This is a genomic window from Dyadobacter sp. AC419, assembly GCF_979253085.1.
This window is the reverse complement of the sequence record NZ_CEEDCD010000017.1, coordinates 316,844-342,947: the sequence shown is the minus strand read 5'-3', so window position 1 is coordinate 342,947 and position 26,104 is coordinate 316,844. Positions and strand designations below refer to the sequence as shown.

At 45.0% G+C, this 26,104-nt stretch carries 21 protein-coding genes and 1 pseudogene; 2 read left to right on the top strand and 20 right to left on the bottom strand.

The window, feature by feature from the left end; translation table 11 throughout:
* Nucleotides 1-24 precede the first annotated feature (24 nt).
* The 5 genes and pseudogenes from AC0IYG_RS11915 to AC0IYG_RS11895 all read right to left on the bottom strand — a co-directional run bounded on the left by AC0IYG_RS11915 (nucleotide 25) and on the right by AC0IYG_RS11895 (nucleotide 4,564).
* Nucleotides 25-1,149 carry a FecR family protein gene (locus tag AC0IYG_RS11915; protein ID WP_471711291.1) on the bottom strand — a complete coding sequence of 375 codons (1,125 nt, stop codon included), beginning with the start codon at nucleotides 1,147-1,149 and terminating at the stop codon, nucleotides 25-27.
* Between the two features lie 118 nt (nucleotides 1,150-1,267).
* Nucleotides 1,268-1,462: an RNA polymerase sigma factor gene (locus tag AC0IYG_RS11910; RefSeq protein ID WP_471711290.1), complete on the bottom strand. Its 195-nt coding sequence runs from the start codon at nucleotides 1,460-1,462 to the stop codon at nucleotides 1,268-1,270.
* Between the two features lie 181 nt (nucleotides 1,463-1,643).
* Nucleotides 1,644-1,784 (bottom strand): annotated as a pseudogene (locus tag AC0IYG_RS11905) (RNA polymerase sigma factor); the annotation flags it as partial.
* A gap of 144 nt (nucleotides 1,785-1,928) precedes the next feature.
* On the bottom strand, nucleotides 1,929-2,963 hold the full coding sequence (locus tag AC0IYG_RS11900; RefSeq protein ID WP_471711289.1) for a T9SS type A sorting domain-containing protein: 1,035 nt from the start codon (nucleotides 2,961-2,963) through the stop codon (nucleotides 1,929-1,931).
* A 68-nt stretch (nucleotides 2,964-3,031) separates the two neighbouring features.
* Nucleotides 3,032-4,564, bottom strand: coding sequence for a sulfatase family protein (locus tag AC0IYG_RS11895; protein ID WP_471711288.1), 1,533 nt, complete (start codon nucleotides 4,562-4,564; stop codon nucleotides 3,032-3,034).
* A 254-nt stretch (nucleotides 4,565-4,818) separates the two neighbouring features.
* Here AC0IYG_RS11895 and AC0IYG_RS11890 point away from each other — a divergent pair, with 254 nt between their 5' ends.
* Both AC0IYG_RS11890 and AC0IYG_RS11885 read left to right on the top strand, forming a co-directional pair.
* Nucleotides 4,819-5,556 carry a DUF6934 family protein gene (locus AC0IYG_RS11890; RefSeq protein ID WP_471711287.1) on the top strand — a complete coding sequence of 246 codons (738 nt, stop codon included), beginning with the start codon at nucleotides 4,819-4,821 and terminating at the stop codon, nucleotides 5,554-5,556.
* Nucleotides 5,557-5,565: 9 nt separating this feature from the next.
* Nucleotides 5,566-5,727: a hypothetical protein gene (locus AC0IYG_RS11885; protein ID WP_471711286.1), complete on the top strand. Its 162-nt coding sequence runs from the start codon at nucleotides 5,566-5,568 to the stop codon at nucleotides 5,725-5,727.
* A gap of 61 nt (nucleotides 5,728-5,788) precedes the next feature.
* On the opposite strand, the gene AC0IYG_RS11880 is transcribed toward AC0IYG_RS11885, so the two are convergent.
* The 15 genes from AC0IYG_RS11880 to AC0IYG_RS11810 form a co-directional block, all read right to left on the bottom strand.
* Nucleotides 5,789-6,931, bottom strand: coding sequence for a cellulase family glycosylhydrolase (locus AC0IYG_RS11880; protein ID WP_471711285.1), 1,143 nt, complete (start codon nucleotides 6,929-6,931; stop codon nucleotides 5,789-5,791).
* A gap of 84 nt (nucleotides 6,932-7,015) precedes the next feature.
* Nucleotides 7,016-9,091 carry a CehA/McbA family metallohydrolase domain-containing protein gene (locus AC0IYG_RS11875; protein ID WP_471711284.1) on the bottom strand — a complete coding sequence of 692 codons (2,076 nt, stop codon included), beginning with the start codon at nucleotides 9,089-9,091 and terminating at the stop codon, nucleotides 7,016-7,018.
* Nucleotides 9,092-9,101: 10 nt separating this feature from the next.
* Nucleotides 9,102-9,950 (bottom strand): sugar phosphate isomerase/epimerase family protein, encoded by an 849-nt coding sequence (locus AC0IYG_RS11870; RefSeq protein WP_471711283.1) that lies wholly within the window; start codon nucleotides 9,948-9,950, stop codon nucleotides 9,102-9,104.
* A gap of 60 nt (nucleotides 9,951-10,010) precedes the next feature.
* Nucleotides 10,011-11,129 (bottom strand): Gfo/Idh/MocA family protein, encoded by a 1,119-nt coding sequence (locus AC0IYG_RS11865; protein WP_471711282.1) that lies wholly within the window; start codon nucleotides 11,127-11,129, stop codon nucleotides 10,011-10,013.
* 152 nt (nucleotides 11,130-11,281) lie between these two features.
* Nucleotides 11,282-12,013 carry a ThuA domain-containing protein gene (locus AC0IYG_RS11860; protein WP_471711281.1) on the bottom strand — a complete coding sequence of 244 codons (732 nt, stop codon included), beginning with the start codon at nucleotides 12,011-12,013 and terminating at the stop codon, nucleotides 11,282-11,284.
* Nucleotides 12,014-12,060: 47 nt separating this feature from the next.
* Complete coding sequence (locus AC0IYG_RS11855; RefSeq protein WP_471711280.1) at nucleotides 12,061-15,597, bottom strand: PVC-type heme-binding CxxCH protein; 3,537 nt, start codon at nucleotides 15,595-15,597, stop codon at nucleotides 12,061-12,063.
* A gap of 38 nt (nucleotides 15,598-15,635) precedes the next feature.
* Nucleotides 15,636-16,337, bottom strand: coding sequence for a DUF3823 domain-containing protein (locus AC0IYG_RS11850; RefSeq protein ID WP_471711279.1), 702 nt, complete (start codon nucleotides 16,335-16,337; stop codon nucleotides 15,636-15,638).
* A 28-nt stretch (nucleotides 16,338-16,365) separates the two neighbouring features.
* On the bottom strand, nucleotides 16,366-18,255 hold the full coding sequence (locus AC0IYG_RS11845) for a RagB/SusD family nutrient uptake outer membrane protein (protein WP_471711278.1): 1,890 nt from the start codon (nucleotides 18,253-18,255) through the stop codon (nucleotides 16,366-16,368).
* Nucleotides 18,256-18,273: 18 nt separating this feature from the next.
* Entirely contained in the window at nucleotides 18,274-21,753 is a 3,480-nt protein-coding gene (locus tag AC0IYG_RS11840; RefSeq protein ID WP_471711277.1) for a TonB-dependent receptor, read from the bottom strand.
* A gap of 238 nt (nucleotides 21,754-21,991) precedes the next feature.
* The gene (locus tag AC0IYG_RS11835; RefSeq protein ID WP_471711276.1) at nucleotides 21,992-22,306 is read right to left on the bottom strand and encodes a FecR domain-containing protein; all 315 of its coding nucleotides are present in this window, start codon (nucleotides 22,304-22,306) and stop codon (nucleotides 21,992-21,994) included.
* Nucleotides 22,307-22,383: 77 nt separating this feature from the next.
* Entirely contained in the window at nucleotides 22,384-22,662 is a 279-nt protein-coding gene (locus AC0IYG_RS11830; protein WP_471711275.1) for a FecR domain-containing protein, read from the bottom strand.
* A 37-nt stretch (nucleotides 22,663-22,699) separates the two neighbouring features.
* On the bottom strand, nucleotides 22,700-23,161 hold the full coding sequence (locus AC0IYG_RS11825; RefSeq protein ID WP_471711274.1) for a hypothetical protein: 462 nt from the start codon (nucleotides 23,159-23,161) through the stop codon (nucleotides 22,700-22,702).
* A 63-nt stretch (nucleotides 23,162-23,224) separates the two neighbouring features.
* On the bottom strand, nucleotides 23,225-23,842 hold the full coding sequence (locus AC0IYG_RS11820; protein WP_471711273.1) for an RNA polymerase sigma factor: 618 nt from the start codon (nucleotides 23,840-23,842) through the stop codon (nucleotides 23,225-23,227).
* A gap of 152 nt (nucleotides 23,843-23,994) precedes the next feature.
* Nucleotides 23,995-24,903 carry an Rpn family recombination-promoting nuclease/putative transposase gene (locus AC0IYG_RS11815; protein WP_471711272.1) on the bottom strand — a complete coding sequence of 303 codons (909 nt, stop codon included), beginning with the start codon at nucleotides 24,901-24,903 and terminating at the stop codon, nucleotides 23,995-23,997.
* A 70-nt stretch (nucleotides 24,904-24,973) separates the two neighbouring features.
* Nucleotides 24,974-26,047 carry an aminotransferase class V-fold PLP-dependent enzyme gene (locus tag AC0IYG_RS11810; protein ID WP_471711271.1) on the bottom strand — a complete coding sequence of 358 codons (1,074 nt, stop codon included), beginning with the start codon at nucleotides 26,045-26,047 and terminating at the stop codon, nucleotides 24,974-24,976.
* Nucleotides 26,048-26,104 lie beyond the last annotated feature (57 nt).

Below are 26,104 nucleotides of genomic sequence, written 5' to 3'. Positions count from 1 at the left end.
AAATAATGGTTTCTATGTTGTATTTTAATTTTTGCAACCTTTACTATGGATCACAATTTGCCCGTCAAGAATCTCATAATCAGACTCAACTGCTTTGCAAATGATGAAAAGCTTTTCATGAAGTGTCTGATTTTCAAGTGTTGCCGTAAGCGGACAATCTTTCAATAACTCCTCGTCATACAGGATCTCGATTCCATAAGCTTTTCCAATGGTGTCAAAAACCTCGCTTGCGGGCGTGTCTTCAAATTCAAATTGCGGGATCTCGGCTTTTGCAACGACCATTTCAGGTTTCTCAACCAAGGTTTTCACCATCCGGATTTCCTCTCTGGAATAAATTATTTTTTGATTAGGCCGCAGCACAACGCCTTGTAACTCTGGACTGGCAGTTTTTTGTTTCAAAGCCGGATCCGATTCAGGAAAAACAGAAACGTGGCCGGTTTTCACTTCCACCGTCACTTCATTGGAATTGCCATAAGCCTTGATGGTGAAACTCGTTCCTAAAACTTTGGTAATCAAACCATTGGAATAGACAAAAAATGGACGCTCGGGATCTTTCGTAATGTCGAAAAACGCTTCCCCTTCCAAATGAACCTCACGTTTTGCAGCGAGGAATTTGTTTGCGTAGCGAATTCGACCATTTGCAGCCAATGTGATCTTGCTTCCGTCCTCTAAGAGCACGGTCATAGGCGTTTGAGAAGCGTTGGATTTTTCAATCATATCACTCTGAATGGTGCTCGCTGGTTTGTTAACAGCGATTTCAGGAGCCTGCTTTTTGCTGGATAACGAGTAAATAATCCAGCCCGCAATGAGCAATAAAGCAACCGAAGCGGCGGCACGAAACCACGGAAAGCTGTAAACTTTTCGCTGAATAACTGGCTCTTGAAAGGACGGATATTTATCGGCAACTTCAATATTGTTGACCGTATGTTTTACGATCCGGAAAATTTCATCGTCACTAATTTCCGGTTCATGCAAACGCAGGGAAAGCACGATACCTTTCGCCTGCTGGATTTTATCGAAAGATTCCGGATTTTTTTCAAGCCAATCCTGCCAAACGTCGTCCGTTTCGCCCGTTGGGGCAAGCACCCATTGGCGAAAAAAGGAATCCCAGACGAAGTCTTCAACGGTAAAATCTTGATAGCGGTCCATATGCGTCGTTTGCTGCTAACATACGATAGACAGAAAGTGGGACGCGATACCAATAAAATTTAAATTATTTCGAAGAAAAAGTATAAAACGCCTTTTTCGGTGGCATTATGGCCTTTTTTTATATAAATAAATGGATCAGAAAGAAAGTCAGAAACTCTGCTTTCCAATGTTTTTTGAGCTGCTTAATGGCAATTTGAAGCAAATTTGAAACGGTTTGCGGGGACACGGCCATGATCTCGGAAATTTGTTCGCGCGTGAGTTCCTGGAAAAATTTCAGATAAATCACTTCCTTCTGCCGTTTCAGGCAATTCATGCAGCAGCTTTTCCAGTTGCCTTGTGCGGACAAGCGTGGATTCTGTGTCAATGTATTGATCCTCAACCGAAAATTCCAGATCAAATATTTCTCCCGCATTTTCAGAAGTGCCCTCGCCCACCCAAGATTTCGAAGACGTGCTCCGGTGCATGAGTCTGCGCAGCGAAGCCATGAGATAAGGCTTCACGGCAGCATCAGCATTCAGGCGTTCGCGCTTTTCCCACAAATGCATAAAAAGATCCTGGATAGAATCTTTTACAAATTCATGATCTCTGGAAAATTTGCAGCCATAATGAAACAGCGTGCGAAAGTGGATGGACATCAGCTTTTCAAATGCGGTTACATTCCCTGACAAAAATTGCTGCCAGATAATCTTATGGTCAGAATTTTCCTGGGATTGGGAATGTAATTTCATAGTGCAACTTAATCCAATTTTCATCCTATACCAAAAATTTTCCGCAGATCATCACTCGATCATAACCCTGATTGATTGCTTTTGACCTCGCTTATTTTCAAATGAAACAATGTAAATCCCTGACGACAATTCCTCAGCAGGATGAATCTCAATTTTGTCGGGCGCGATGACTTTTGTGTCGGAATGCACGTTCCTGCCCCACAAATTAACCAGCCTAACCGACGCCAACTGAACGTGCTCAGCCCGCAAATTGATCAATGTTCGGGTAGCCGGATTGGGTGCCACAACAACCTCGCCTTCTTTCAGATCTGACGCACCATTGCGAATCAACATTTCGTGGATACGCACTTTCCCCTGACCATTCCTGAACCGCATTTCAAAATTGGAAAGCTTGGTTGCCGAAAACAGCGAATTGCCTGGATATGCTTTGCTGTTCAGGCTGATAGGCTCATTATCAACCCATAAATCATACGTTCCAGGCAATGCGTTATAGGTTACAGCGTGCGCATTGGACAATTTGTAAGGGAGCAATTTTTGCGAATTGTTAAGCACCCAGGTCAGTGTCACCCGTTTTTTTTTAGCAATAAGCTTGCTCGTATTTTGGGTGGCGAAGTCCTTGATAGTGAAGCCGCTTTCCTGAAAATTGAAAGAAAATTTGGCAAACATTAATGCATTGCCCGGAAAAGAATGGTTATCCGCATTGAAGTTTTCACCCACATAAAAATACATAGCATTCAATGCCGCCGACTGCACGGATTCTGCGCTGAGGGTGATTTGAATAAATAATGTTTGAGGATTCGGCTCAAAAGGCGTAGCCCGCAAAACACGAATGATCCCGCCCGTTGCCGAGTCCTGCTGCGTCCGGACGAGATCCATGAAACCCTTTGAAAACCTGGAATAAGACAGCGAAGGGACGGTCTCAACAATGTGGCTAAATTGCGCTGAATCAGGTATTACGCTAACAAATGGTCCTGATCCGAGGAAGTCCTGATGGAAATAAACAGTCTGCGCAAGGGCACATTGAAACAATGCAGACAATAAAAAAGCTGCGGAAACTCTGGCAAATTGAATAAAATGTGACGTCATAAAACATGGGTTTTATGCATTTAGACGTCACACTTTTGTAATGGTCACAAAGTATTTTCAGGAAATTTTTACCGGCTCCGTCCCGCTTCGCGAATCCTGGCCAATTCTGCTGCCATAGCCTTTACTTTTGCCGGATATTTTTCTGCGAGATTCGTTTTTTCTCCCAAATCTTTACTCAAATCATAAAGCTGAGGCGATGGATTGTTACCCGTTTCCGTGTTGGTTAGCTCCTGAATGGCTTTGCCTTCTCTTGGCTCAATGTATTTCCAGTTTTCTTTGGTAAGAGACAACGCGCCACCTTGTTTGACAAGATAAGGCCGGCCTGTTTTTGTTTTGCCCAACATTGCTTCAATCGTGTTGAAACTGTCCGGAGCGTCATCGACTTCCATTTTTTGTTGAAAAAAATTGGCGAAAGACGCGAGCATATCGATCTGGCAAATGAATGCGTCCGAAACAGTTCCGGGCTTGATGGTCTGCGGCCAGCGCGCGAGCCACGGGACGCGGCTTCCACCCTCAAAAGCGCTGTATTTTCCACCTCTTAATGTTCCGGCTGGCTTGTGCCCTTTTGCCAGTTCCACTGCTTTATCCGCATAACCATCGTCCAGAACGGGACCATTATCGCTGGAAAAGATGATAAATGTGTTTTCTGCCAATTTTAGTTCTTCCAGTTTTTTCAGAATTTCCCCAACGGTCCAGTCCATTTGCAGGATCACATCGCCACGCAAACCCATCTGACTTTTTCCCTTAAACTGGCTGCTCGGCATTCGGGGAACGTGAATGTCATTTAAAGAGAAATAAAGAAAGAAAGGGCTTTTCTGATTTTCCTCCATAAACTGTTCGGCTTTGCTCAAAAACACATGTGCAATTTCCTCGTCCGTCCAGCGCGTTTGCTTTCCACCCGTCATCCAGCCAATGCGGCCAATGCCGTTTACAATCGTGTTATTATGGCCGTGATTTGGCGAAGCAGGCAATTTCAATAAGTCCGGATTTTCCAATCCAGTCGGCTCGTTGCCTATTTTTTTGGAATAATCCACATGGATGGGATCCGACTTATCCAGACCCTGCACTTCATGATTTTCGATAAAAACGGTAGGAACGCGGTCGGACGTGGCCGGAAAAAAGTAAGCATAATCGAAGCCGGTTTCGTTCGGGCCTTTGGTAATCGGCTCGTTCCAGTTGATCTGCTTGTTATTTTCTCCCAGCCCCAAATGCCATTTCCCAACGGAAGCCGTTTTGTAACCTGCATTTTGAAATACTTTGGGCAAAGTCAGCCGGTCCGTCGGTATGATCAACGACGCGTCACCCGGCAAAACGCCTGTGCCCTTCTGCCGCCAGGGATATTTTCCGGTCAACAACCCAAAACGGGACGGTGTGCAAGTCGCAGATGTCGTATGCGCATTCGTGAACCGGATTCCCTCCTTCCCTATCCCGTCAATGTTAGGTGTCGCGATTTTCGTAGCGCCATAACTGCTGAGGTCTCCGTAGCCAACATCGTCAGCGTATATGAATATGACGTTAGGTTTTTGCTGTCTTTTTTGGGCTTGTAAAACTGCCGGTTGCACAAAAGCAATGCAAAGCATAAGCAGGCAAATTTTTCTCATGAATAAGGCATAGGATGGATAAGCTGTGAAGATATTAATTGTCATTTAATTCTTCTTGCCTAATATTGCAGACACACATACTATGCTACATATAAATGAATGAACCTTTCTACGACTTCACAGTCCTCGACGAAGCACATCGTTTTGATTTCCTGAGCAGAAAGACCCGAACAATTCATGCCGGGAATTCATTATTTGTATTTTGTTATATGCCAAAAAAAAGTCAAATTTGATTATCACTTACATACATAGCAATGGAATTTGACATAAAGCTGGAACAACTGAGTCGGAAGAAAAGAAAGGCAGGAAAGTTTGCAACGGCTAAGGAAGCTGGGGAATTTAAGAACGACTTGCTTATGCCTCACCTATTGAAAGTTAACCCCTCATTCTGGGAACAGTTACAATCTAAAGGACAAATCCCTGTTAATGGCAAGACTATACGGCGTTCTGTCTTTTCGGAAGATGCCTTAGGAGCTTACAAAGGTTTTTGGAAATTGCTGAATATTCCCTGTCATATCAGGTCTACACATACTATAACATCAATGAATGACCCATTTTACGAGTTTAACTCGCTGAATAATGCTACGCGTTTTGATTTTTTAAGCATTGGTAAGAAAGAAATTCACAAAGCCGTAATTTTTGACCAAAGCGCCGATCCTCAAATTTTCTCATTAAGTCTTGCCAATGTTTTACCGGATACATGTCTGGATTTTAAAACAACTAGCAACAATGGCGACATTAAAACTATTTTAGCAACAGTTATTCAAGCGCTTAAAATATTTTTCGATTCATATCCTGACGCGCTTGTAATTTTTACTGGCAATACAAAGTCGAGGTCAAGGTTATACAATATTTTGATCAGTCAGGAGATCGATCATGCGTCCGAAAGTTTCAAAATCTTTGGCATAACAGGTAATCACATTGAGCCTTTTGTCAAAAATAGCTGTTATGACAGCTTCCTGATTTCTCTTAAAAATGTTAATATTGAATAAAAAATAATTATGGCAACTACACACAAAGACAAGACTGCAACTGCCACTCCTGTCAAAAGAAAAAATTTAGGACCTTTTGCCACAGAAAAAGAAGCTTCGGATGCGAAGAATGGAGAGCTTTGGGAAAGGATTTCCAAAATGAATGTTAAAGAATTTGTTAAAAATCACTGATATCAAAATAAAGACCTGCCAAAGTGATTTAGCAGGTCTTTATTTTTGACGACTTCCCTCCCTACTTAGCCGCAGTCAATTTCTTAATCAACTCAACTTCATCCTTCTTGTACGGCGTGCCGTCTTTGCGGAAGATGTCGTGGAACCAGAGGTCTGGTTCGCTGGTGTAGGTTTTTTTCCAGCTGTCCCAAGGGTAAATAGTTTGGGATTTGCCACTTACAAGGCCCCAGTTGATGGCCCCAACATTGTATTTCTTGGCGATGGGCAGTGAGCCTTTGAAAAAGCTGCCGTTCCCGCGTGACATATATTCCGTGCAGATCATCGGGCGGCCATATTGCTGCAACTGCTTAATGCGCTTTTCGAAATCCGCCGCATCTTCGTAATTGTGGAATGTAATGATGTCGGATTGGTCGATCATTACTTTTTCAATCGGCGTCAATGTTTCGTGTGTTTCCCAGTTTCCGTTCCAAACACCCGCGGTTAGCGGCTGCGAAGGATTCACCGAACGTGCCCAAACAAATGCCTTTGAAAGCAAAGGAATCACATATTCCACTTTATTCGGCAGCTCCACATTGCCATATGAACTCGTGTTCGGATTGTCCGGCTCGTTCCAGATGTCCCAGGCCAGGACGCGGCTGTCATTCGCGAAAGCAGCAACGGTTCCCTTCACATATCTTTCCAAACGCGGATATTGCGTGCTATCTTTCAATGCTTCCAGACCCGGACTTTGCACCCAGCCCGAATTATGAACACCAGGCTTCGGATCACGCTGCTTTCCCAACTTAGGAAACGGATCCCAGCAGGAATCAAATAACACGAATAATGGCTTGATCTTGTGCTTTTGCGCAATGTTAAGAAATACATCCAATCGCTTTACAAAACCTGCCGAATCCTCCTGAAACAAAAGATCATGCAAATAAACGCGCATCGTGTTCATGCCAATTTTTGCTGCCCACCCCAACTCACGGTCAATGGTAACCGAGTCAAAATCAGCTTGCTGGAACATTTCAAGCTGATTAATGGCTGTGCTTGGCAAGAAATCCGCTCCCACCAGCCAACCTTGCTTGCTATACCATTGATTTGCCTGCTCTTTTGTCCAGATCTCGCGCGGATTTGCCTGTTTCTTCTCGTCCGCGTTGTTAGCAAAACTTGGGAAGGAAAGGCAAATGAGCAGCGCCCAGATTGTTGTTTTTAGAAATTTCATTCCGTTAAGGATTTTAAATTATAACTATTTTAAAAGAGGTGACAAAGACCAAAATATTCATCTCAAATATTTTGCCAAAACCACTTATTCCAGCCAGACAATCTGGGTAAATGCGCCATTCGCGGCAACGTCCCAAACTTCCAGCCGCACCCATTTCCTGTTTTTCAGATTTTTGGTAAATATGAATGATTTTTCACCAAATGCTTCGGTGTCTTTCAAATCAATAATGTCATGAAAAACTTCCTTGCCATCCCCTGAAATCACCTCCGCCCGGTTCAAAGGAAACGTCCATTTTGCATTCAGCTTAATTTCGACATTGCCCTTTGCATCTGCTTTCGTTGTCTCGCCGGAAGCCACATTATTTACCGTAAAAGAAGGCAGCAATATTTCTCCTGTTGAAACGAAAAACTTGCCTTTTTCCATCGCATCCAGCAAAGGTTGCCAGCCATTTTCGAACTTCGGCATTTCATCGAGCTGCATGTAATTGACATTCAAATGTCCGTAAAGCTCATAATTAGGCTCAATTCGAAACAAGTCAGCTTCCGCAATCACATATTTTTTCTGCCCCCAATTCGCCATGTCGTCCATCAAGTCGAGCACGCGCTTGCCTAATTTCGGTTGCGAAAGATCCGCCGGCATCGCTTTCCAGGCCGCGCCAAGAAAACGGTCGGATTTATAAAATGCTTCATCTTTATATTTATCAGGAAAGCCTGTTGAGCCTTTTGTCCTTGCATGCGCCGTCCATGCGAGGCCTTTTTCTAATTCAAGCAACTTCAACATTTCCTCCTTATTGCCAACTCGGTAAAGCTTTCCATAAGTCGGATTTTCCTCCACAAAAGACTGATCTTTTTCCCTTGACATTAACCAATAAACGGGTTTTGGAAAAATATTCATCCAATGTCCGCCAAAAAAATTGTTTGGTTCCTCGCCTGGTAACAGCAGAAAATTCCCGTCGGAAAGACGCTTGCATTCATCAAACATCATTTTCATCTCCGGCCAGCGTTTCGCCTCAGGCCCACGCGGACTTCCAGGCCCGTGAAATTCTCCAAGATGCACAATGTTGACACCCGTATTTCGAAACGCTTTCACAAAACCAGGCATTTCGGGCATCGGCCGGCGTGTAAGCACCTCATCTACATGCTCTTGATGAAAATGACTTGACATTGTGTAATATCCCGGAAGCGGCTCGTAAGTGTCATTATGCGTGAAAGCCTTCACTTGTTCGAGGACTTTGCCGTCTTTTTCATCGCTTAGCAAACAGAAGAAGTTGTAGCGCTGCTGCGTTTTTGGCGGTGCATTGAACCACGGAACCCAGCGTCGATCGCCCAGTAAATCGTGACGGAGGCCAATTCCAAAACCGGGAAACTGGTTCCGGTAATTGTTGCCATACCAAATGTGTTCGAGATTATAAGCGTTGTCAAGCGGATAAAAAAACTGGTGCGGTGCAGGGAAAACCGCTAAACTGCCTTCTTTGCTTTGCCCGATAATGGTCCGATATTTCACGGCCATCATTGTTACCGTGTCCATTTTTGCAACCTCCTTGTCCCTGACATTATTCTCCGTGTCGGACCAAAATAATTTTTCCCAGGGCGATTGCTTACTCACCAGTCCGGCGTCGTAAACCACCGCCAGTGAGTCCACATCAGTTGCCATTACAGCAGCGACATTCATCAGCGGACTTCCGTTATATAAAGTAAAATTGTACGATCCCGAAAATGGCCCCCCTGATGCCCCTGAAACAATTATTTCCGTTTGCGAACCGGCTGTGATGATTTTCACACCGGTTTTATCCAATGTAACAGGATAAGTTTTGTAGGGCAGGTATGCCGTTTTATCAAAGAAAATATTCCAACCATTTTGCGAAACAAGGTCCCGCTTCCCGACAGTCAGAATGATGCCCGGGTCAAGGGCTTTTGCAATGGTTTTGAATTTGTTGTTTTTTCCAATAAAAAGCCCGTTAATGATGGGCTGACCTTTGCTCAAATCGATGCTTATTTTACCAAAAGACGCATTTCCAGCTGGCCACTCGACGTGCAGCAAGTTGTTTTCATTTGTGACCTTAACGCCTTTCTTTTTGTCAAATCCACTTAAATCAACCGGAATCTGACTGTGTGCTATGAAACCGAGAAAGAGCAGGAAAAGCGTGATTAGGTTACGCATAATGAATGATTTAGGTAAACAATTCTTTATAAAAACCCAATCCTTCCTCCGCAAGCTCGTCTGCACTGTTGGCAAGGGGGCGCCAGATGCAGGCGGCACGCGCAAGTTCTTTTGAAGGTTGGCCAAATGTTTCGATCACAACGGCTCCCTCATAACCGATTTCCACCAATGCGTCTTTAATGCCTTCCCATTCCAAATGTCCCGTTCCGGGCGTTCCGCGGTCACTTTCATTGCCCTGCACGTGGCATAGCAAGTCTTTTCCGATCTTTCTGACTGATGCAGGAATGTCTTTTTCCTCAATGTTGGAATGGAATGTATCGAGGACAATTTTGAGGTTCGGACTGGAAACTTCGTTCACAATGGAAAGCGCCTGATCAACGGTGTTGACCATATCCGTTTCAAAGCGGTTAAGCGGCTCTAGACCAACTACAACGCCGTGGTCGGCTGCAATTTTTCCGACTTCAATTAATGTCTCTATGCACCACGCGCGTTCCTGCTTTTTTTGCTCGTCAGAGACAATCCGCGTTTTACCCACAGCAGAATAAACCGGCCCGCCGAAAATCGGGCTGCCTACATTTTGGGCGATCTTGATGCAATCAATAATGTATTGTTTGCCGAGCTGGCGGTGCAGTGGCTCGGTGCTGGAAATGTCGCGTTCGGGCCCAAAAGCGCCGCTGATCGTAATCTTTAAATCCAGGTCGCGAGCAACGGTTTTGACCAAATCCCAGTCGATAATGTTCGTGTCTTCAACGGCTATTTCAATAATGTCATAGCCCATATTTTTCACCTTGGTAAGCAGGGCAATATTTTGCGTTGAGAATGGGGAAACCCAAATAAAAGTGCTTGCTCCGAATAGCATTGGAAGAAGTTTAAAGACTTCCCAGATCTTCAAAACCTGGAAAGTCTGTCCAAAAATTGGTTATGCCTCGAAACTAGGCACATTAATGCGCACACCGCCTTTCATGGCTGATTCGTGGGCGCAAATGCCCGCGCAAGTGTAATTTGCCGCCAATGCTGCATCCACAGCGGAATCGCGGCCTTCAACTATGGCGGCTACAAATTCCTGCACCAAATGCGGGTGCGATCCGCCGTGGCCTGCTCCTTGGAGAAAGGAAACGTGGTTCGGATCGTCGATCTTTTCGCGCTTTGTGAAATGTTTGATCGGCTCAATCAGAAGCTCGTCTGTATCGGGGACGTCGATGCGTTTTGCATTTTCGCCACCGTCAAAAATGACATGACTTTCATCCTGCAACTGCTCCCATTCGAAAGACATTTTAGTGCCGTAAACATCATAACTCTCCCGATACTGGCGCACAACGTCAAACAAGGAGCGCGTTGCTTCTGCAACAACGTCTGAATTTCTTAATGTAAATGTGGCTGTTTCAACCGCAAACGGTGAGCCATAGCGGCTTGCCAGATCGTCGCCTAACCGCCCTGATCCGTGGCAAACAACCGTTTCAGCGATCGTGTTATTGATTTTTAAAAGCGGGGAAATGGCGTGCGTGCCATTCAGCATAGGCGGGTAACCTTTCCAGTATTCGCCCCAGCCTTCCATGCTCATATCCTGAATGTGTGAGCCACGAACAAACTGAATGCGTCCCAGTTCGCCCGACTCGGCCAATTTCAATCCATATAAAAACTCACGCGTGTAAAGCGCCGTTTCCATCATCATATACACTTTTCCAGAGCGGCGTTTTGCTTCAACGATAGCGGTGCAATCTTCCACGGTCATCGCCATAGGAATAGTGCAGGCCGTATGTTTTCCTGCATTCAATGATGCCAATGTCATTTTTGCATGTTCCGGAACGGGCGTTACCACGTGGATCGCGTCAACATCGTCGCGCTTGGGAACATCCTCAAAATTTTCGAAAACCAGGTTTGGGTCGAGATTGAATTTGGCAGTCAGTTCATCACGGGTTTCTTTGCTGCGCGTACAAATTCCGACGGCTTTAATATTCGGGTGACTTTGATAGATGGGAATAAATTCTTTTCCAAAACCCATTCCAACGATTACGACTGTGATTTGCTTCTGACTCATTTTTATTTTGTTTTTTGGTTAATGCCCGGGGCTGAAGCCCGGGTTAGTAAATAATCGTCCCTGACGGGACTGGCATTGTTCCGAGAAAGTCCCATCAGGGACTAAACACACTATGGCCCCGGGCTTAGCCCGGGAATCCAAATCAAAAGGATTTAATTTCCGGAGGCCCAGCTGATGGCATTTCTTAAAATAGTCTGGTAAGGTGCTATGGTGTGCGATGCGGCATCATGGCCCAAAGCGATTCCTACAACTCTTCCTTTGGGATATTTCACAATAAAAATGCTTGGGAAAACCTTATCCGAAGTAGCTGCTTTCGCTGTTGCCAGCACTTCGATCGGCGATCCTGTTTTGTCGGGAATCTGATAATAAAGCTCATCGTCCAAATGAAAAGTTTGGGGCACATTCTTGGTTACGGGATGTTTTGTATCCGTAACCGTCACATCAAACGGCCCGTATTTGTCATGGCCTTTTGAGCCTCCGCCGACCAATTTCTGATTATATTCCGGCCAATCCGCCCAGTTATACCAAAGTGCAGGATGCGCCAGGACAAGGCCTTTTCCAGCGTCAACGAATGCAAAGATCGCCTTGCGCGTTGCGGCGTCCGCAATCGGTTGGTTATTTGCCAAAAGCAGGACATCGATGTCTTTGAGCTTTGCCAAAATGGTGGTCGGGTCGCTCGTGTATTCAACTGCTGCAAGGCCGTCTTTTTGCAAAGTTTCGACGTCTGCTCCTTTATACCATTTGTCAAAATCATGCGAAGATCCGCCGCCAACCATTAACACACGAATTGCCTTTTTCCCTGGCCAGCTGCTTTCTGCACGCACTGCAATAACATTGACCAGCAGGAAAAGCGTCAGGAAAATTTTTAAAAATGAATTTGTCATTTGTGAGAATTAAAGGTTAAGGTTAGGAATTTGAATGACTGACTTTTCTATTTCACCACCCGCATGATCCCGTTCATGCCGCGCCAGTGTCCCGGGAACGTGCATACATAAGGATAATCCCCTGGTTCGTTGGGCACCGTGAATTCAAGTGTGACCGTTTCACCGGAATTGACCAGCTTAGTGGAATATAAAACCTCTGAAATCTTCGGAACATATTGTTTTTCAGCCGCTTTCGGATCACGCAGCATTTCATCGGCAGCGGTTCCTACTTTCTGTAAAGTGCCTGGTTTAATAATCAGCAGATTGTGTTGCATGCCGTCGGGGTTTTCCAGGTTAATAATCACTTTTTGCCCCGCTTTTACTGTAATCTGCTTTTTATCAAATTGCATAATCTCCTTTTCGACCTTCAATTCGATGACAGTCGCGTTGGATGATTTTGTAGTTTTTGTAGCAGCAATTTTCTCATTTTCCATTTCCCCGGCATTGCTTTCCGAGGGCCGGTTCAGCTCCAATGTGGCTTTTTGGAAATTACCGACAAACCCGAACTCATCTTCATAAGAACCAAGCTTGTCCTCTCCTTTTACATCTTCCCCAGTGCGGACGCTGTTGGTCAAAGGCGCTGCGAAAAGCATATGTGCTTTACCTTTTACAGCCTCCTTACCATCAATTGCAATGGTAATGTCACCCGTTTTGGTCAAGCTCGCTACGACATCAAACTTTTCGGGAAGTGGCTCACTTGTTGCGGCTTGGCTCACCATTCCATGCTGTATTACGGCCATAATGAGCTTTTCATCCTGAATGTATAATGCATAACCACCATCTTTCCCACCCTGTCCGGCGATGAAACCGCGCAGTGGTTTGTCTTTCGCCTTCGTAATGCTGGCTTTAATGGTGATTTCCTTTCCGGTCACATCCGGAGGAAATTGCATCGTATTTCTGCGGCCCAGCGGATACACTTCCTTGCGGAGTGCCTGCGTGATCTGCTCGCTAAATGCGGATTTAAGTGACTGCTTTTCTGCGGCAGTCAAAAATCCTTTTTCATGGCTAATAGCGGCTGCCAAAAGCGCTTTTGACAACCAGGGATCTTTTGCATTCTGTTCATCTAATGCGGCCTGATACACTGCTTCACCCACTTTTTCGGAAGCTGGCAGCTCAACCAAAGCTATAAAAACGCTTAGCCGTGTATTCAGATTTGCATCTTTCATGCCTTTTTGAAGCATTTCAAAACTCTGCTCATTTTTTGGCAAAACACTTGCAGCCGCTTTACGCACGCCTGCCGCCGGATGCGTAAGCGCCTTATTTACAACCTGCAAAGCTTCCGCATTGGAACCATCCAAAACGCCCAGCCCATGCAAAGTCCACAATGCATGCACTGCCGGACTGTTTAATCCGATCTCATCGACTTTCGGATTGCTAATGATTTTGTAAAGGTCAGGAACGACGGAAAGTTTTTTTGATTCAACCAAAAGCCGCTGCGCGGTCATGCGCCAGAACATGTTGTCATTTTCCAATGCGGCCAACAATCCGGGCAGATCGCCTTTCGATAACTTCATGACCGGCGTTTTCTTGCCGTTTTTATAAATAACCCTGTAAATGCGGCCGTGGTTAAGGTCTCGCATCGGACTGCTGAATGCGTTGCCGGGTCCGTGCGGCTGTTCTTTGAATGGCATAATGAACTCGGCGGGCGACTGCGCGGGCACGAAAACATTGTGCTGAATGATGAAATTATACCAATCGGCTACCCAAACTGCTCCATCCGGGCCGGTTTCCGCTTGCACGGGACCAAACCATTCGTCCGAGCTGGCCATGAAATTCCAGCCGTCTTTTTCCTTAAAACCTGCTCCATCGGGCTCCAAAACTGCCTTATGCACCAAACGAATGGTCGGTTCGGTTACAAATGCAATGCGGTTCCAATATTCTTTGGGGAAATTTCTTGCTGTGTAAAAACGGTGACCCGCAGCAGAAGTAAAACCACCAACCACATCGACCTGACGCAGATTGGGCGTTACTGAATGTGCGTCGTAATGTCCGTCAATTTTCTGAACGGATAAAACTGCGGGTTGGTCGTCGCCAATGCTGCGTTGCATATATTGGCCCGGCATGGAATAATAGGCGCTATGCGTGTTGTTGGCGGTTGACAGGAACACATTATTGTCTTCCGTCATGCCCAATCCCCACGTGTTATTGCTGCTGCTGCCTAAGTAAGCGAACTCTTTTCCGTCGGGTTTGAAATGATAAACGCCTTGTGAAAAGTTGAATTTCTTTCCGTCAATCGTGCCCCGGAATCCGGAATAACCCAGCACGCCCCAGATCTTGTTATCGAAACCATATTGCAGATTCGAGGGACCGGCGTGCGTATCGTTCTTGCCCCAGCCGGTCATGATCACTTCGCGCACATCGGCAATGTCGTCGCCATTTGTGTCTTTCATAAAAACGAAATCCGGCGCCATGGAGACGATAATCCCGCCATTTGAAAAAACCATGCTCGTCGGAATGTTGAGTTTATCCGCAAAAACGGTGAATTTATCGGCCTTACCGTCGCCATTTGTGTCTTCACAAATCTTTATGCGGTCATTAGCAGCGCCGTCTGTTTCCTTAAAAGTGTTGGGATAATCGACAGATTCTACGACCCATAACCTTCCTTTTTCGTCCCAGGCCATGGCGATGGGATTGGTAATGTCAGGCTCGGCGGCAAAAAGTTGTATTTCAAAATCAGCAGGAACCTGCGTCAGCTTGTTCGATTCGCCTGGCGAAAGCGATTCCTGCATTTTATTCACCACATGCCTTTTGGTATACTTGGAAATCGTATCGGATTGATAAATGTCCACGTCGGGCAAATTGAGGGCTGCGATTTCAGCTTTTACATTATCGCCTATGGCCCACATGACGCCATTTCTGACCAGATCCAGAAAACCTCTGTTTGTCCACGTGCTGTCTTCATGACCATATGCTGTGTAAAAAACGCGTCCTTTTCCTTCATTCCTAACCCAGGTGTAAGGCTCGTGCACATCGCCTTCCACGCGTTCGCCCAAAACGGTTTTATCCGGATTCAGGTTTTTGTGAACATAAGTTTCATCCCACGTTTCAAAATCGGTGATGCCTTGCATAACCGGATGATCGGGCTTCAAGATCGTGTTTTTGAAAGTGCCTGTTTTGTGAGAAGCAAACTGTCCGCCGATGGTTTTAATATACCAATTCGAATTTCTAAAACAGCCGGACGCCGAATGTAGCGGAATGAGGCCCTTGCCGCTTTCGACAAAGGCCTTCATTGCGCTTTCTTGTGAAGGTGATAACGAATCGTGATTGGCGTAGATAATCAGGCCGTCGTATTTTTTAAGGTTTTCGGGGTTAATGTCATTGAGATCAACGGTGTAGGACATGTTGATGCCGCTTTTGAACAATTTGACCGAAAGCCAGGGCGCATATTTTCCAGAATCGTGGTGTTTGCTGTTATGGCCGAGAAAAAGAACTTCTGCCCTTCTGCCTTTTGAAACACTGGATTTAACTCCCGAAGTATCTGTTTTACGCTTTGCGCACCCCAATGTCAATAACCCGATGAGCAATATTAAACTGTACTTCCTCATTAACTACGCTGTTTACTTGCTTTATGGTTTAGGAAAATTCAAAACTCGACTTTTTGAACGGGTGAAAAGATCATGTCTTCCACGTCTTTGATCTTGACACCAATTCTTGCAAAAACAAATTTCTGCGTAGGCACGAGGGCCGGGATCTCCGTGGATAAGTTAATGGTGTTCAGGTTCTTAATGTCGCCGCCGTTGATATCCGTTACGCCAACATTGGTTGCGCGGGATACAAATTGCGTTTTATTAATAAAAAGCGAAACGCGCTCAATGTCCTTCGCATTGACATCATTAATGATTTTTTCGAGTTTCAAAGTGGCCGAAACTTTGTTTTCAGCACCGGAAAACTGAGGCGTACGAATCATGTAATAAGGCATCACCTCCACGTCCACTTCCTGGTTTCCTTCCAGACTCACAAACAGCGTGTCTTTGGCAGCAGCGTCTTTTTCTAAAGTCCGGAACGGCCCTCTTCCTTTTGGCACAACCATTTTGTATTTGCCATTAAAAAGCACCGCCGAGTAAGAACCATCCTGATCCACAGGCGCATCGATAGCCGCAAGTTTCCCAAAGCCCGGTTGCCATAATTGCAGCCTGAACTGGTTGTATTCTATTCCGATCGGCTCGCCATTATAGACGATCCGGCCGGTTAATGTTGACTTTGGCTCCGTAAAATTGTCCTTCGCACAAGATGCAAAAAGGGTGATCAGAGCCAGTAATGGTATAAAATGAAATCTATTTTTCATGATATCGTATCTTTTTTGAAGTGATAACCTAGTGATTCGGATTCCGGACGATCTTCGGATTGTTGTTAACGATTTCATCTGCGATGTAGGAATAGTAATTCCCCAGCTGAAAGCGGTCGGCTCCGGTTACACGGCTTAATTTCACGGGCTTATAAATCCATTTACCATTATTGGCAGTTCCTGGCGCGTAGATTTTGTAAGACCAGAGGCCCCAGGGCTGCGTGTTTCGTTTGGTGGCTTTGCCAAGATCTTTGGACAAATCAGTTGCTGAAATTGCATTTCCGTCCATGATCAAATGTGCAATGCGCCATCTTTTCATATCATATAAATAATGTCCTTCGAAAGCGAGCTCTACGCGGCGCTCGTGCGCAATGCGGTCAAATGTGATTTGTGATGCCAAAAGTGGTTTCACAAGCCCAGCCCGGGCACGGACTTCATTCATATATTTTGCGGCGTCAGCCAGTTGTCCCAATTCAAATGCGGCCTCAGCAGCATTCAGGAGCACTTCCGCATAACGATAGCGAACAAACCAAACCTCGCTTTGCACTCCGCGCTGTCCTGATCCGACAACCGGATCGAGATATTTACGGAGATAAAAACCGCTTTGTGCTGTGAACTCAAAACCATCGATCGGGCCGTCGAAGCCGACTACTTGCTCGGGGACAGTTTTGCCGGGCAATGTTTTTTGCGCACCTCTGTCGTCTCCGGTGACAATGTTTCCGTTAGCAAGCTGATAACCAGCCCAAATGTCCACCGTTCTGCCTTTGTACGCTGTGCCGGGCAACATTACTGTTCCCGCCAGACGGGCATCTCTTCCTGCAAAAATGTCCGTTTGTTCATTGTAATAAATCGGCTGACCGGCTGCATTCACCGTCGGGATCGGGGCAAATGTATTATCCAGTTTTTCAAATGCTTCCACCAGATTCAGCGACGGATTAATTCGCCCGCCTTCTTCTTCCTCCGCACCATATCGCGGCTGATTGGAAATTGTAAAGCCATGAACCTTACCGCTTTGCAGTTTATAGTCTTCTACAAAGATCACTTCCGGATTATTGGCCTTATCATAGAAAATGCTAGAAAAGTTCTCTGACAAATCGGGCTTTTTGGTATAAAGAGAATAAGCACCCGCATTTCCGCCGATGATCTCTTTTGCTGCGCTTAACGCTTTGGTATAATAACCTGTGGCAAGGTTGGCAGGAATCCCAACTTCCCCTCCCGGCAATGCAACCTGCGGCGTAGTTGCGCCATATTTTGCAATAGAACCAGCATATAATGCCGCTCTAACCTGCATAGCGAGCACTGCGGCTTTGGTTGCACGTGATTTTTCTCCAACATTCGTGGGCAGCTTATCTTTGATTTCCTCTGCTTCTTTGATAACAAAGTCATAGATTTCCGATTCCTTGGCTCTTGGATGCTGCAAATAGGTCGGATCTCCGCTGAAATCATAAGTCATTGGCTCCAAAATAAGCGGAACACCGCCCATTCTTTTTACCAATTCAAAATAGTAGGAAGCCCGCAAAAACTTCGCCTCTGCGAGAAACCGGTCTCGAACGGCAGGTGCAAGTTTTTCAGCTGCTTCGCACTTTTGGATAAAAAGGTTTATCTCCCGAATGTAACCATAATCCCAGGTTGCCCATGAATTAGTTGCCCATCCGCTATTTTGAAAGTTAGCATAATCACCTGCATTTGACCAAAAAGCTTCATTTAATCCGGCCAGCGACTGCCAATCTTCAACGGTGCCAATGTCATAATATCGGTTGTATAAGTTTCCCAAAAGTGCCAGCACCTGGCCTTCGTCGCCCCAAACCTGCGCTTCGGTCAGGATGCTTGTTGGCGGTCTGTCTAGAAATTCGTCGTCATTACAGCCCCAGCTCAGGAGCAACATTAAGAAAACTGGTATATATATGATCTTTTTCATCTCGAATGCTATGGATTATTAAATTGAAATACTGACCCCTACGTTGACGAACTTGTTTTGCGGATACTGTAATCCATTGTCGTCAGCGATTTCTGGGTCCACGCCAAATTCTTTCAAATTATCGATTGAGAACAGGTTATAGCCATTGATATAAACCCGGGCACGTTGCAGCTTCACTTTTTCCAACAATGTCTTGGGCAGAGAATAACCGACCTCGATCGTCCTGGCGCGGATGTATTTCACGTTATGCAGCCAGAAAGTGGATTGCTTGTTGTAGTTGCTATGATTGCCGTCATTGTAGCGCAAAGCTGGATATTTACCAGGAATCCATTCGCTGTTCAGGTCAAAAGGATCAGCGCGGTGCCATCTGTCGAGGAATATTTTGTTCAAAGCACCGTCATTCTGGTAAGCCCATCTTTGCTCCCAGTTTTGATTCCATGAATACATCGCCCCGCCGGAAAAGTCTGCATTGAATGAAATTCCCTTCCAGCTCACTGCGAAATTCAGACCGAAGTTAATGTTTGGCTGGCCGCTTGTGGTGTAACCGATTGGTCTTTCATCCAGTCCGCTAATCACATTGTCTCCATTTATATCTTTGTAAATCAAGTCACCCGGCAACAATGTGCGGTTTCCCTGGCCATCAATGTTGACAGGATATTCGTTGATCTGCTGCTGAGACTGGAACTGCCCGATCGTTTCATAACCCCAGAAAATGTTGTTGTAACGGTCTTCGATGGAAGCGCGATACTGGTCCAGGGAATTGTTAAAAATGGGCTTATATGATGAAATAAACTTGCTTCTCGAGAAAGACACATTTCCGCCAACAGAATAGCTGATATCACCCGATTTTCCATTGTAAGTCAAAGCGCCTTCCCAGCCATACTGCGAATCACTGTTCACGTTTTCTTCGGGAAGTGCGTAACCTAGTTCGCTTGGCACCAAAAGGTCATATTTCCTTCCGCGCAGCCCTGTGCGAAGGCGATAAAAATAATCAACTGAGCCGGTAAGCTTTGTTCCAAATAGTGAAAAGTCTGCTCCTACGTCCGCAATCTTACTTTTGAACCAGGAAATGTTGTTTATAATCTGACCTTTATCTCTTGACGTAACAATGGCTGTTCCGCTCAGGACCGCATTGCCTTGATTGTAATTATAGCCCGGCAAATAATCGTAAGGTCCAATGCCAATGTCATCATCACCCAACACACCATAAGAACCACGGATTTTCAGATCGTCGAGAAAGCTTCCGCTTCCTAACATGTTCTTTACAAAGTCCTCTTCGGTGATTCTCCAACCAGCCGAAGCAGATGGGAAATAACCCACGCGACGGTCCGGTGCGAACTTCCAGGAAGCGTCACGGCGGGCCGATAATTCGACATAATATTTGCCTGCAAAGTCATAATTAACCCTACCGATATACCCTATACGCGCAAGCTGGTCATCACGATCGTCGTAAGTGTCCATTGTTGCAAAATACATGAGGGGAAGCACATTGGTTTTGGGAACAGAGTGCGCCCATTGCTCCTGATTGCGTTCTTCCTGCCGCTCCGCCACGAATGTTGCTCCGACCGTATGTTTACCAAATGTGTTATTATAATTCAATTGACCCTGATAAACATTACGCATCACTTTCCTGGTGCGTCTTTCTCTCCAAGGGTTCGTGCTGCCGCCCGTTACTTTATAAGTGTCGTCTGTCGGATTGTAAGTGTAGGCCTCATATGTGTACTCGTGACCATTCAAAACTTGATCGGCGATGTAATAAGAATACATTCCTTTGGCTACCAAACCTTTGAATCCCGGAATTTTGTATTCACCGGTCATGTTGGTTTGCAGCACGCGCCAGATGTCAGTCTGATAACCGCCGAGTTTTTTGTTATTGTAGGCCCAGTTTGTTTCGTTGTGCTTTATATCGTTGAGATACAACGGATTATCATTGGCATAAGGGCGTTCAAATGGCCTGTTGCGCAAAATAGCAAAACGCGGCAGCCAGTAATCATCACCTCCCGGAATCCCAGGTTGGTCCCGGGTTTCGATTCGACCATTGATTTGCACGCCTACTTTCAAACCGTCGGTAATATTTGCGTCGACGTTGCTTTGCAGATTATTTCTTTTGAAAGTAAACTCTCTTCCCAAAACCGAATTCTGGCTCAGGCGCGTCGCCGAAATGTAATAACTGATCTTATCGGATCCACCTGTCATATTCAGGTTCACAGAAGAAAGCGGGGAGTTTTTCTTAACGATAAAATCTTTCCAGTTGAAGCTTTTATAACCCATTTCTGTGCCGGCTTTGTATTTGTCGAGCTCCGCTTGGGTGATTGAAGTTTTGCCATACTGGTTCATTTCCGCTTCCGCTTTTCCCGCCATCCACTGGTAAGAATCATTCACCACATTCGGGAAGCGTGACCAGTTTTGCCAGCCTGTATAAGCATCCAGATTGATTGTGTTTTTGGTTCCGTTCTTTCCTCTTTTGGTCGTTACAACCACAACCCCATTTGCTGCACGAACCCCGTAAATAGCCGCTGAGGCATCTTTTAGCACGGTAATGCTCTCAATGTCGTTCGGTGAAATGTTGTTGAATTGTCCTGCATCCTGCTGAATTCCGTCGATCACAAATAGCGGATTTCCCATGTTCCTTATCTGAACCGTTGCGCTTGCACCCGGGCGTCCGTCCGGCATTCTGAATGTTACGCCTGGGATTTTTCCAGCCAAGCCTGAGCTTACTGTTGACCCGCCATGCACGCGTTCCAGATCTTTGCTGGTGACTGTTGCAATGGCGCCCGTTAAGGATTCTTTCTTTTGGGTGCCGTAACCGACCACAACGACTTCTTCGAGTGATTTGTCATCTACTTTTAATGTTACGTCAAAAGCATTTTGCACACTGGTAACCAACACTTCCTGTGACAAAAAACCCACAAATGAGAAGATCAATGTAGTTTCTCCATCCGGAACTGTGATTGAGTATTTTCCTTTTGAATCTGTCGATGTTCCGGTTTGCGTGCCTTTAAGCACTACGCTTACACCTGGCAATCCTGCTCCTGACTCTTCCTTAACCGTTCCAGTAATGGTTTTATCCACCACTTTTTGTTCCGGTTCTGAAATGGTCTCCACGGCTGCAACTTCTTCCTGTTTTTCGGTTTGGTTACCCGGACGAATTACGATCAGGTCATTTTTTACTTTGTATCGCAGATCCATAGGCTTCAACAAGGCATCCAGAACGTCTGCTAATGCGCCGTTTTGTGCCCTTATGGAGGCTCTTCTGTCTGACTGGATCAGTTTGGAGCTGAAAACGAACTTTACGTTTGTTTGTTTTTCGAGCTGTGCGAGGATCTTTTTGATATCCTCGTTCTGAATGTCCACCGTAACTTTCTGGCTCAATGCAGATTGAGCCCTTCCGTCATGTGCCCAGGAGATGCCCATAAACAGGCCTGCCAGGATGCATTGAATGAACGTTATTCGCATGAGTGTGATTAGAAAGTCTTCAAGTCGTCGAACTTTTTTCATATTTTTGAAATGAATTTGTTGGTTAAGGAGATTATTCAACGAAATCTTCCCTTGCATCCCCCTGAAAAGCGGATGTAAAGTAATGTCAGTTACTTCGGGGAACTTAGAGATCAGTCATGCTGGAACATGGCTGGTCTTTTTTTATGTAAATGGGATAGGTTTATCTCATATGCAGCTGTTTATGGGTTTAGTGACTGTGTTTTTATCCGGCAATTGTTTGTAAATCTTCTTTCGCACCTTATTTGCAACCTTTTCCTCTTATCGCAACCAGGTTGTCCTGGATCTCATATTCGGCATCCAATGCATTGCAGATCGCTTCCAACTTTTCTTTAAATGGCTGACCGATCAATGTTGCATTCAACGTGCAATTGCCCATGAGCGCCTTGTCATAGGCGATTTGCACATTGTAGGCACTTTCCATTTTCTCAAACACTTCATGAACAGGCGTTTCATCAAACACAAAAGCTTGTTTTGAAATATTCATGTCACCTCCCAGATCATTCGGCTGCTCACTCAGTTTGATGATCTTGCCGCTCTCTTTTTGAAAATGCAATGCGTTGATCCTGGCTTAATGTAATTCCTGTTAGTTCCGGCTTGTCAGACTCTTCTTCAATTGCTTTCTTGTCAAGATTACTGATAGAAAACACCAGAAACAGTCCCGGTCTTAACTTCTACACGTATTTCTTTGTTTGCCTCCGAAGCGTCAATCATGAAACTGGTGCCGAGAACTTTTGTCGCCAAACCGTAACTATACACCAAAAACGGCTTCTCTCTGTTTTTAACAATCTCAAAAAACGCCTTTCCAGTCAGCGTAACCTCTCTCCGCTTAGCGTGAGCTGCTTCTGAATAACTCAGCCTGCCGCCAGGCTCTAAAACGACCGAACTGCCGTCTGTTAAAAGGACCATCATTGGCTTTCCCGAATCATTATGCCTTTGAATAACCTTCTCAGCACTTACATTCTGCATAACAGCAACGCCCCCAGCCGGTCCGGCCTGTCTGTAATAAAACCAGTAACTTAACCGACCCGATGCTTAATATCAAAGCCGCCGAAGCAGCAACCCTCATCCACCGCCATCCTGAGATTGTCCTTCCTTTTGCAGGTTCTTCAACGGCTGGCAACGGCATAGCATCTTGCATTCGGCTTTCCACTGCATTCCACATGCGATCGCTTTGCTTTTTCGTAGGCTGATCGCGGCCGGTGTCTTTGGCCAAAAGGATCACATACTCGCGAGCGGCTGCGATGGTCTGCTTTTTCTCCGGATTATTTTCCAGAAATGTTTGCCACTTATGCTCACTGGCTGCGTCCGGGTGCATTACCCACGCGATAAATTCATCACTTCGGATCAGCTCCGTCAGAGCGTAAGGGTCATGCTTCATATCATCGGGATGCAAAAATTCGGCTTTCAAAAAGAAAGAGCATGGAAATCATAAAATGACCCCTCGAAAATGAAATTTTTTTATAGAAAAATTCTAGAAAACGCCTAACACGCAGAAGATGAGGCTGGAAATAAGAAGTATTTGCCGATTATGGCGAAGAGAAGTGAGTGCTTTATAAATAAAGTTACGAACTGATTTTAAACTGACGCCCATAATCCCTGCAATTTCCTCGACTGAAAAATCATCGAAATAACGAAGCGTAAGCGCCTCAACCTGGCGTTGCGGCAATTGAGAAAGCAAGTTTTGAATTTGTTTTGCCCGCATGGAAGCCGACTCGACGTCGATCAGAATGGTCTCTGAATTTGCAGCATTCGCTGGTGTTTCATGATCAGGAAGGAATGTGATTTCCTCGGTGACCGGAAATTTGTCCTGCGCCAAATGTATTCTTCTCCGCAATGCTCGATATAAATAGAATTTCACTGAAGTTACATTGTCCGTGAGGTTATTACGCAGCCGCCAAATGTCAATAAAGACATCCTGCACAGCGTCCTCGACGATTGCAGAATTGGAAGTGAGTTTACTTCCGTAGTTGTAAAGCGTCCTGTGATATTTTTCAAATATGATGGTAAACGCCTGCTCATTCCCCTCACGAATTCGCTGCCAAAGTTGCTGGTCCGTCATTTCCCCGGTTAAGGCATCCAAATTGATCACCGCTGCATCTGTTTTACTAACAAGGCATAAAGCTAAATAATTATCCCTAAAATACTATTTGAATATTTGGCTTTTGGAGAAACTACAACGGTTAAGAATAAAAAAAGCGCAAAGCTTAGAGCTTTGCGCTGGCACTAATATTTTGAGTGAGATTATATCTTCTGCTTCACATCTAACACAAATTCCAACGGGACATCAACGAGCCGTGCTATTTCTTCATGAGTGAAGCGCGAATCATTCAGCAACTTTTCTGTAAACTCGATATTTCTCGCCAATCGGCCGATTTCAATTCCCTGCTCTTTGCCTTCCTCTCTTGAAATATAAAGAACTGCTTCATCCATTCCCATGGTCGTGTATGTTTTTAGTGTTAGATAATCTATTTCTTTATTGAACGACTCATGCAAATACGAGTCGTTCAAGACCACATAAAATTTCAAAAAATCCATCAGCTTTCCAATTTTGTATTTGGATATTTTTCTACCCAACAGTCTCTTGGCCAGTTGAATTTTCAAATCAAACAAGTCCTGCTCTCCTATTTTCTTACTCTTCAACGCGGTTTTGACCGTCATAATGACGTGTGCGAACACATTATCGCTTTCCGCGAGCTTGCGGTCGCATTGATCTAAAACTTTCAAAATGTTGAACTCAAACCGTAATGAAGTCCCGAGAAACGATTGCTCAAAACAGCTTGGATAGTAAAGCTTATTATCATCCGCTAATATCGCCAGCGCGGTTGTGCGTTTGCGATATTTATCCCAAATCCGGTAATAGTAAGTGAACATGCGGTCGGCAAAAGCGTGATCCGTGTAGCCCTGAACTTCAATGTGAACGAGGATCCATTGCTCCTGCCCTTCTTTGGTAAAAACTTTAACCAGCTTGTCTACAAATTTACTGGCAAAATGATCTTCCTCTGGCGGGAAAAGCTGTTCCAGCTCTTTGTCGAGATATTCAAATGGTTTTGAAAAATCAAATAGCGCGTTGGCTTCGGGAAAGAAGAAAAGCAGGAAGTCTTCGAATGTGTCTTCCAGTATGGATTTCCAGAGTATGTCGTTTCTTTTCACAAAAAATGAGAGTGTTTGAACATTGATACGTCCAAACATTCTCATGGTAACGCTTAGGAATAAATATTTTTTAAATATTCCCTAATGCGTGAATCAGCTCTTCGACGGCGTCATAGGAAGTGGCAGGGAAGTTGGCAATGCGCAGCTGAGAGGCTTTAAATTGTCCATAGCCGCTTCCTATCACCATTCCTTTTTCCTTTACTTTTTTGATAATATCTGCTGACGGCGCTTCAACATCAGCTACGATCACAGTTTGGGAGCGGTTTGCAATTTCTTTTACAAATGATGAAAATCCTGCCGTTTTGTCAATGAAATCGTAAATCAACGCAGCCTTCAACTCCGTTTCCTTTCTGATTTCTGAGACGCCGATTTTGTTAAAATCCTCTGCAATTTTGCCCAAAAGATAAATTCCCATGACGTTTGGCGTCGAAGGTGTTTCATTGTTCAAGGCATTTTTCCAAAGCGTCGGCAAGTCGTTGTGCGCACCGATGGAGAATTGATTCTTAATCTGTTGCGCTTTTTGCAAACATTTTTCACTCACAATCCATACACCAAGTCCGGCTGGCAATCCAAATGCTTTTTGTACTGAAAAAAAGGCGTTATCGATTAATGAATAATCCAGATCCGGATACGGCGCTGATGATACAATGTCGACAGCGATGAATTTATCAGAATGTTTTTGTTTGAGCTTGTGAATTTCAGAAACGGGCATTTGCACGCCGGAACTTGTTTCATTATGCGTTGCACAAATGAGTTCTGCATATTCCGGAACTTCAATTTCGTCGGCTGTAAAGCCCTGGCCCATCGGTTTCTCAAACTTATGCGCATACTTGTTCAGTGCGGTCGAATATTCGCAAAACTTCTTGGAAAACGATCCGTTCACCAAATGAAAACTTTCCAACTCTACGCAGCTGAACAAAATTCGCTCCCAAGCTTCCGAAGCAGATCCTAAAAACATGATCTGATGCGAATCTGGCACATTCAAAAGAATGCGCAACTGATCAACCGTAAATTTATGCAGGTCGCGATATTGCTGGCCCCGATGAGAGATCGAACCAAGCTGCTCGCTTACAAAAGTTTGTAAATGCTTCTCAAAGGTCGGATAAAGCTGAGCCGGACCCGGGGTAAAATATGTTAAAGACATTGGTTTACGACTGAATGACCGGGTCGCCGGTGCGATGAATATTTTGTTTCTTCAAGA

What these genes read in the sequence shown, in the direction of transcription:
- AC0IYG_RS11915 (WP_471711291.1), bottom strand. Translation starts at nt 1,149, where the DNA reads ATGGACCGCTATCAAGATTTTACCGTTGAAGACTTCGTCTGGGATTCC.
- AC0IYG_RS11910 (WP_471711290.1), bottom strand. Translation starts at nt 1,462, where the DNA reads ATGAATTGCCTGAAACGGCAGAAGGAAGTGATTTATCTGAAATTTTTC.
- AC0IYG_RS11900 (WP_471711289.1), bottom strand. Translation starts at nt 2,963, where the DNA reads ATGACGTCACATTTTATTCAATTTGCCAGAGTTTCCGCAGCTTTTTTA.
- AC0IYG_RS11895 (WP_471711288.1), bottom strand. Translation starts at nt 4,564, where the DNA reads ATGAGAAAAATTTGCCTGCTTATGCTTTGCATTGCTTTTGTGCAACCG.
- AC0IYG_RS11890 (WP_471711287.1), top strand. Translation starts at nt 4,819, where the DNA reads ATGGAATTTGACATAAAGCTGGAACAACTGAGTCGGAAGAAAAGAAAG.
- AC0IYG_RS11885 (WP_471711286.1), top strand. Translation starts at nt 5,566, where the DNA reads ATGGCAACTACACACAAAGACAAGACTGCAACTGCCACTCCTGTCAAA.
- AC0IYG_RS11880 (WP_471711285.1), bottom strand. Translation starts at nt 6,931, where the DNA reads ATGAAATTTCTAAAAACAACAATCTGGGCGCTGCTCATTTGCCTTTCC.
- AC0IYG_RS11875 (WP_471711284.1), bottom strand. Translation starts at nt 9,091, where the DNA reads ATGCGTAACCTAATCACGCTTTTCCTGCTCTTTCTCGGTTTCATAGCA.
- AC0IYG_RS11870 (WP_471711283.1), bottom strand. Translation starts at nt 9,950, where the DNA reads ATGCTATTCGGAGCAAGCACTTTTATTTGGGTTTCCCCATTCTCAACG.
- AC0IYG_RS11865 (WP_471711282.1), bottom strand. Translation starts at nt 11,129, where the DNA reads ATGAGTCAGAAGCAAATCACAGTCGTAATCGTTGGAATGGGTTTTGGA.
- AC0IYG_RS11860 (WP_471711281.1), bottom strand. Translation starts at nt 12,013, where the DNA reads ATGACAAATTCATTTTTAAAAATTTTCCTGACGCTTTTCCTGCTGGTC.
- AC0IYG_RS11855 (WP_471711280.1), bottom strand. Translation starts at nt 15,597, where the DNA reads ATGAGGAAGTACAGTTTAATATTGCTCATCGGGTTATTGACATTGGGG.
- AC0IYG_RS11850 (WP_471711279.1), bottom strand. Translation starts at nt 16,337, where the DNA reads ATGAAAAATAGATTTCATTTTATACCATTACTGGCTCTGATCACCCTT.
- AC0IYG_RS11845 (WP_471711278.1), bottom strand. Translation starts at nt 18,255, where the DNA reads ATGAAAAAGATCATATATATACCAGTTTTCTTAATGTTGCTCCTGAGC.
- AC0IYG_RS11840 (WP_471711277.1), bottom strand. Translation starts at nt 21,753, where the DNA reads ATGAAAAAAGTTCGACGACTTGAAGACTTTCTAATCACACTCATGCGA.
- AC0IYG_RS11830 (WP_471711275.1), bottom strand. Translation starts at nt 22,662, where the DNA reads ATGATGGTCCTTTTAACAGACGGCAGTTCGGTCGTTTTAGAGCCTGGC.
- AC0IYG_RS11810 (WP_471711271.1), bottom strand. Translation starts at nt 26,047, where the DNA reads ATGTCTTTAACATATTTTACCCCGGGTCCGGCTCAGCTTTATCCGACC.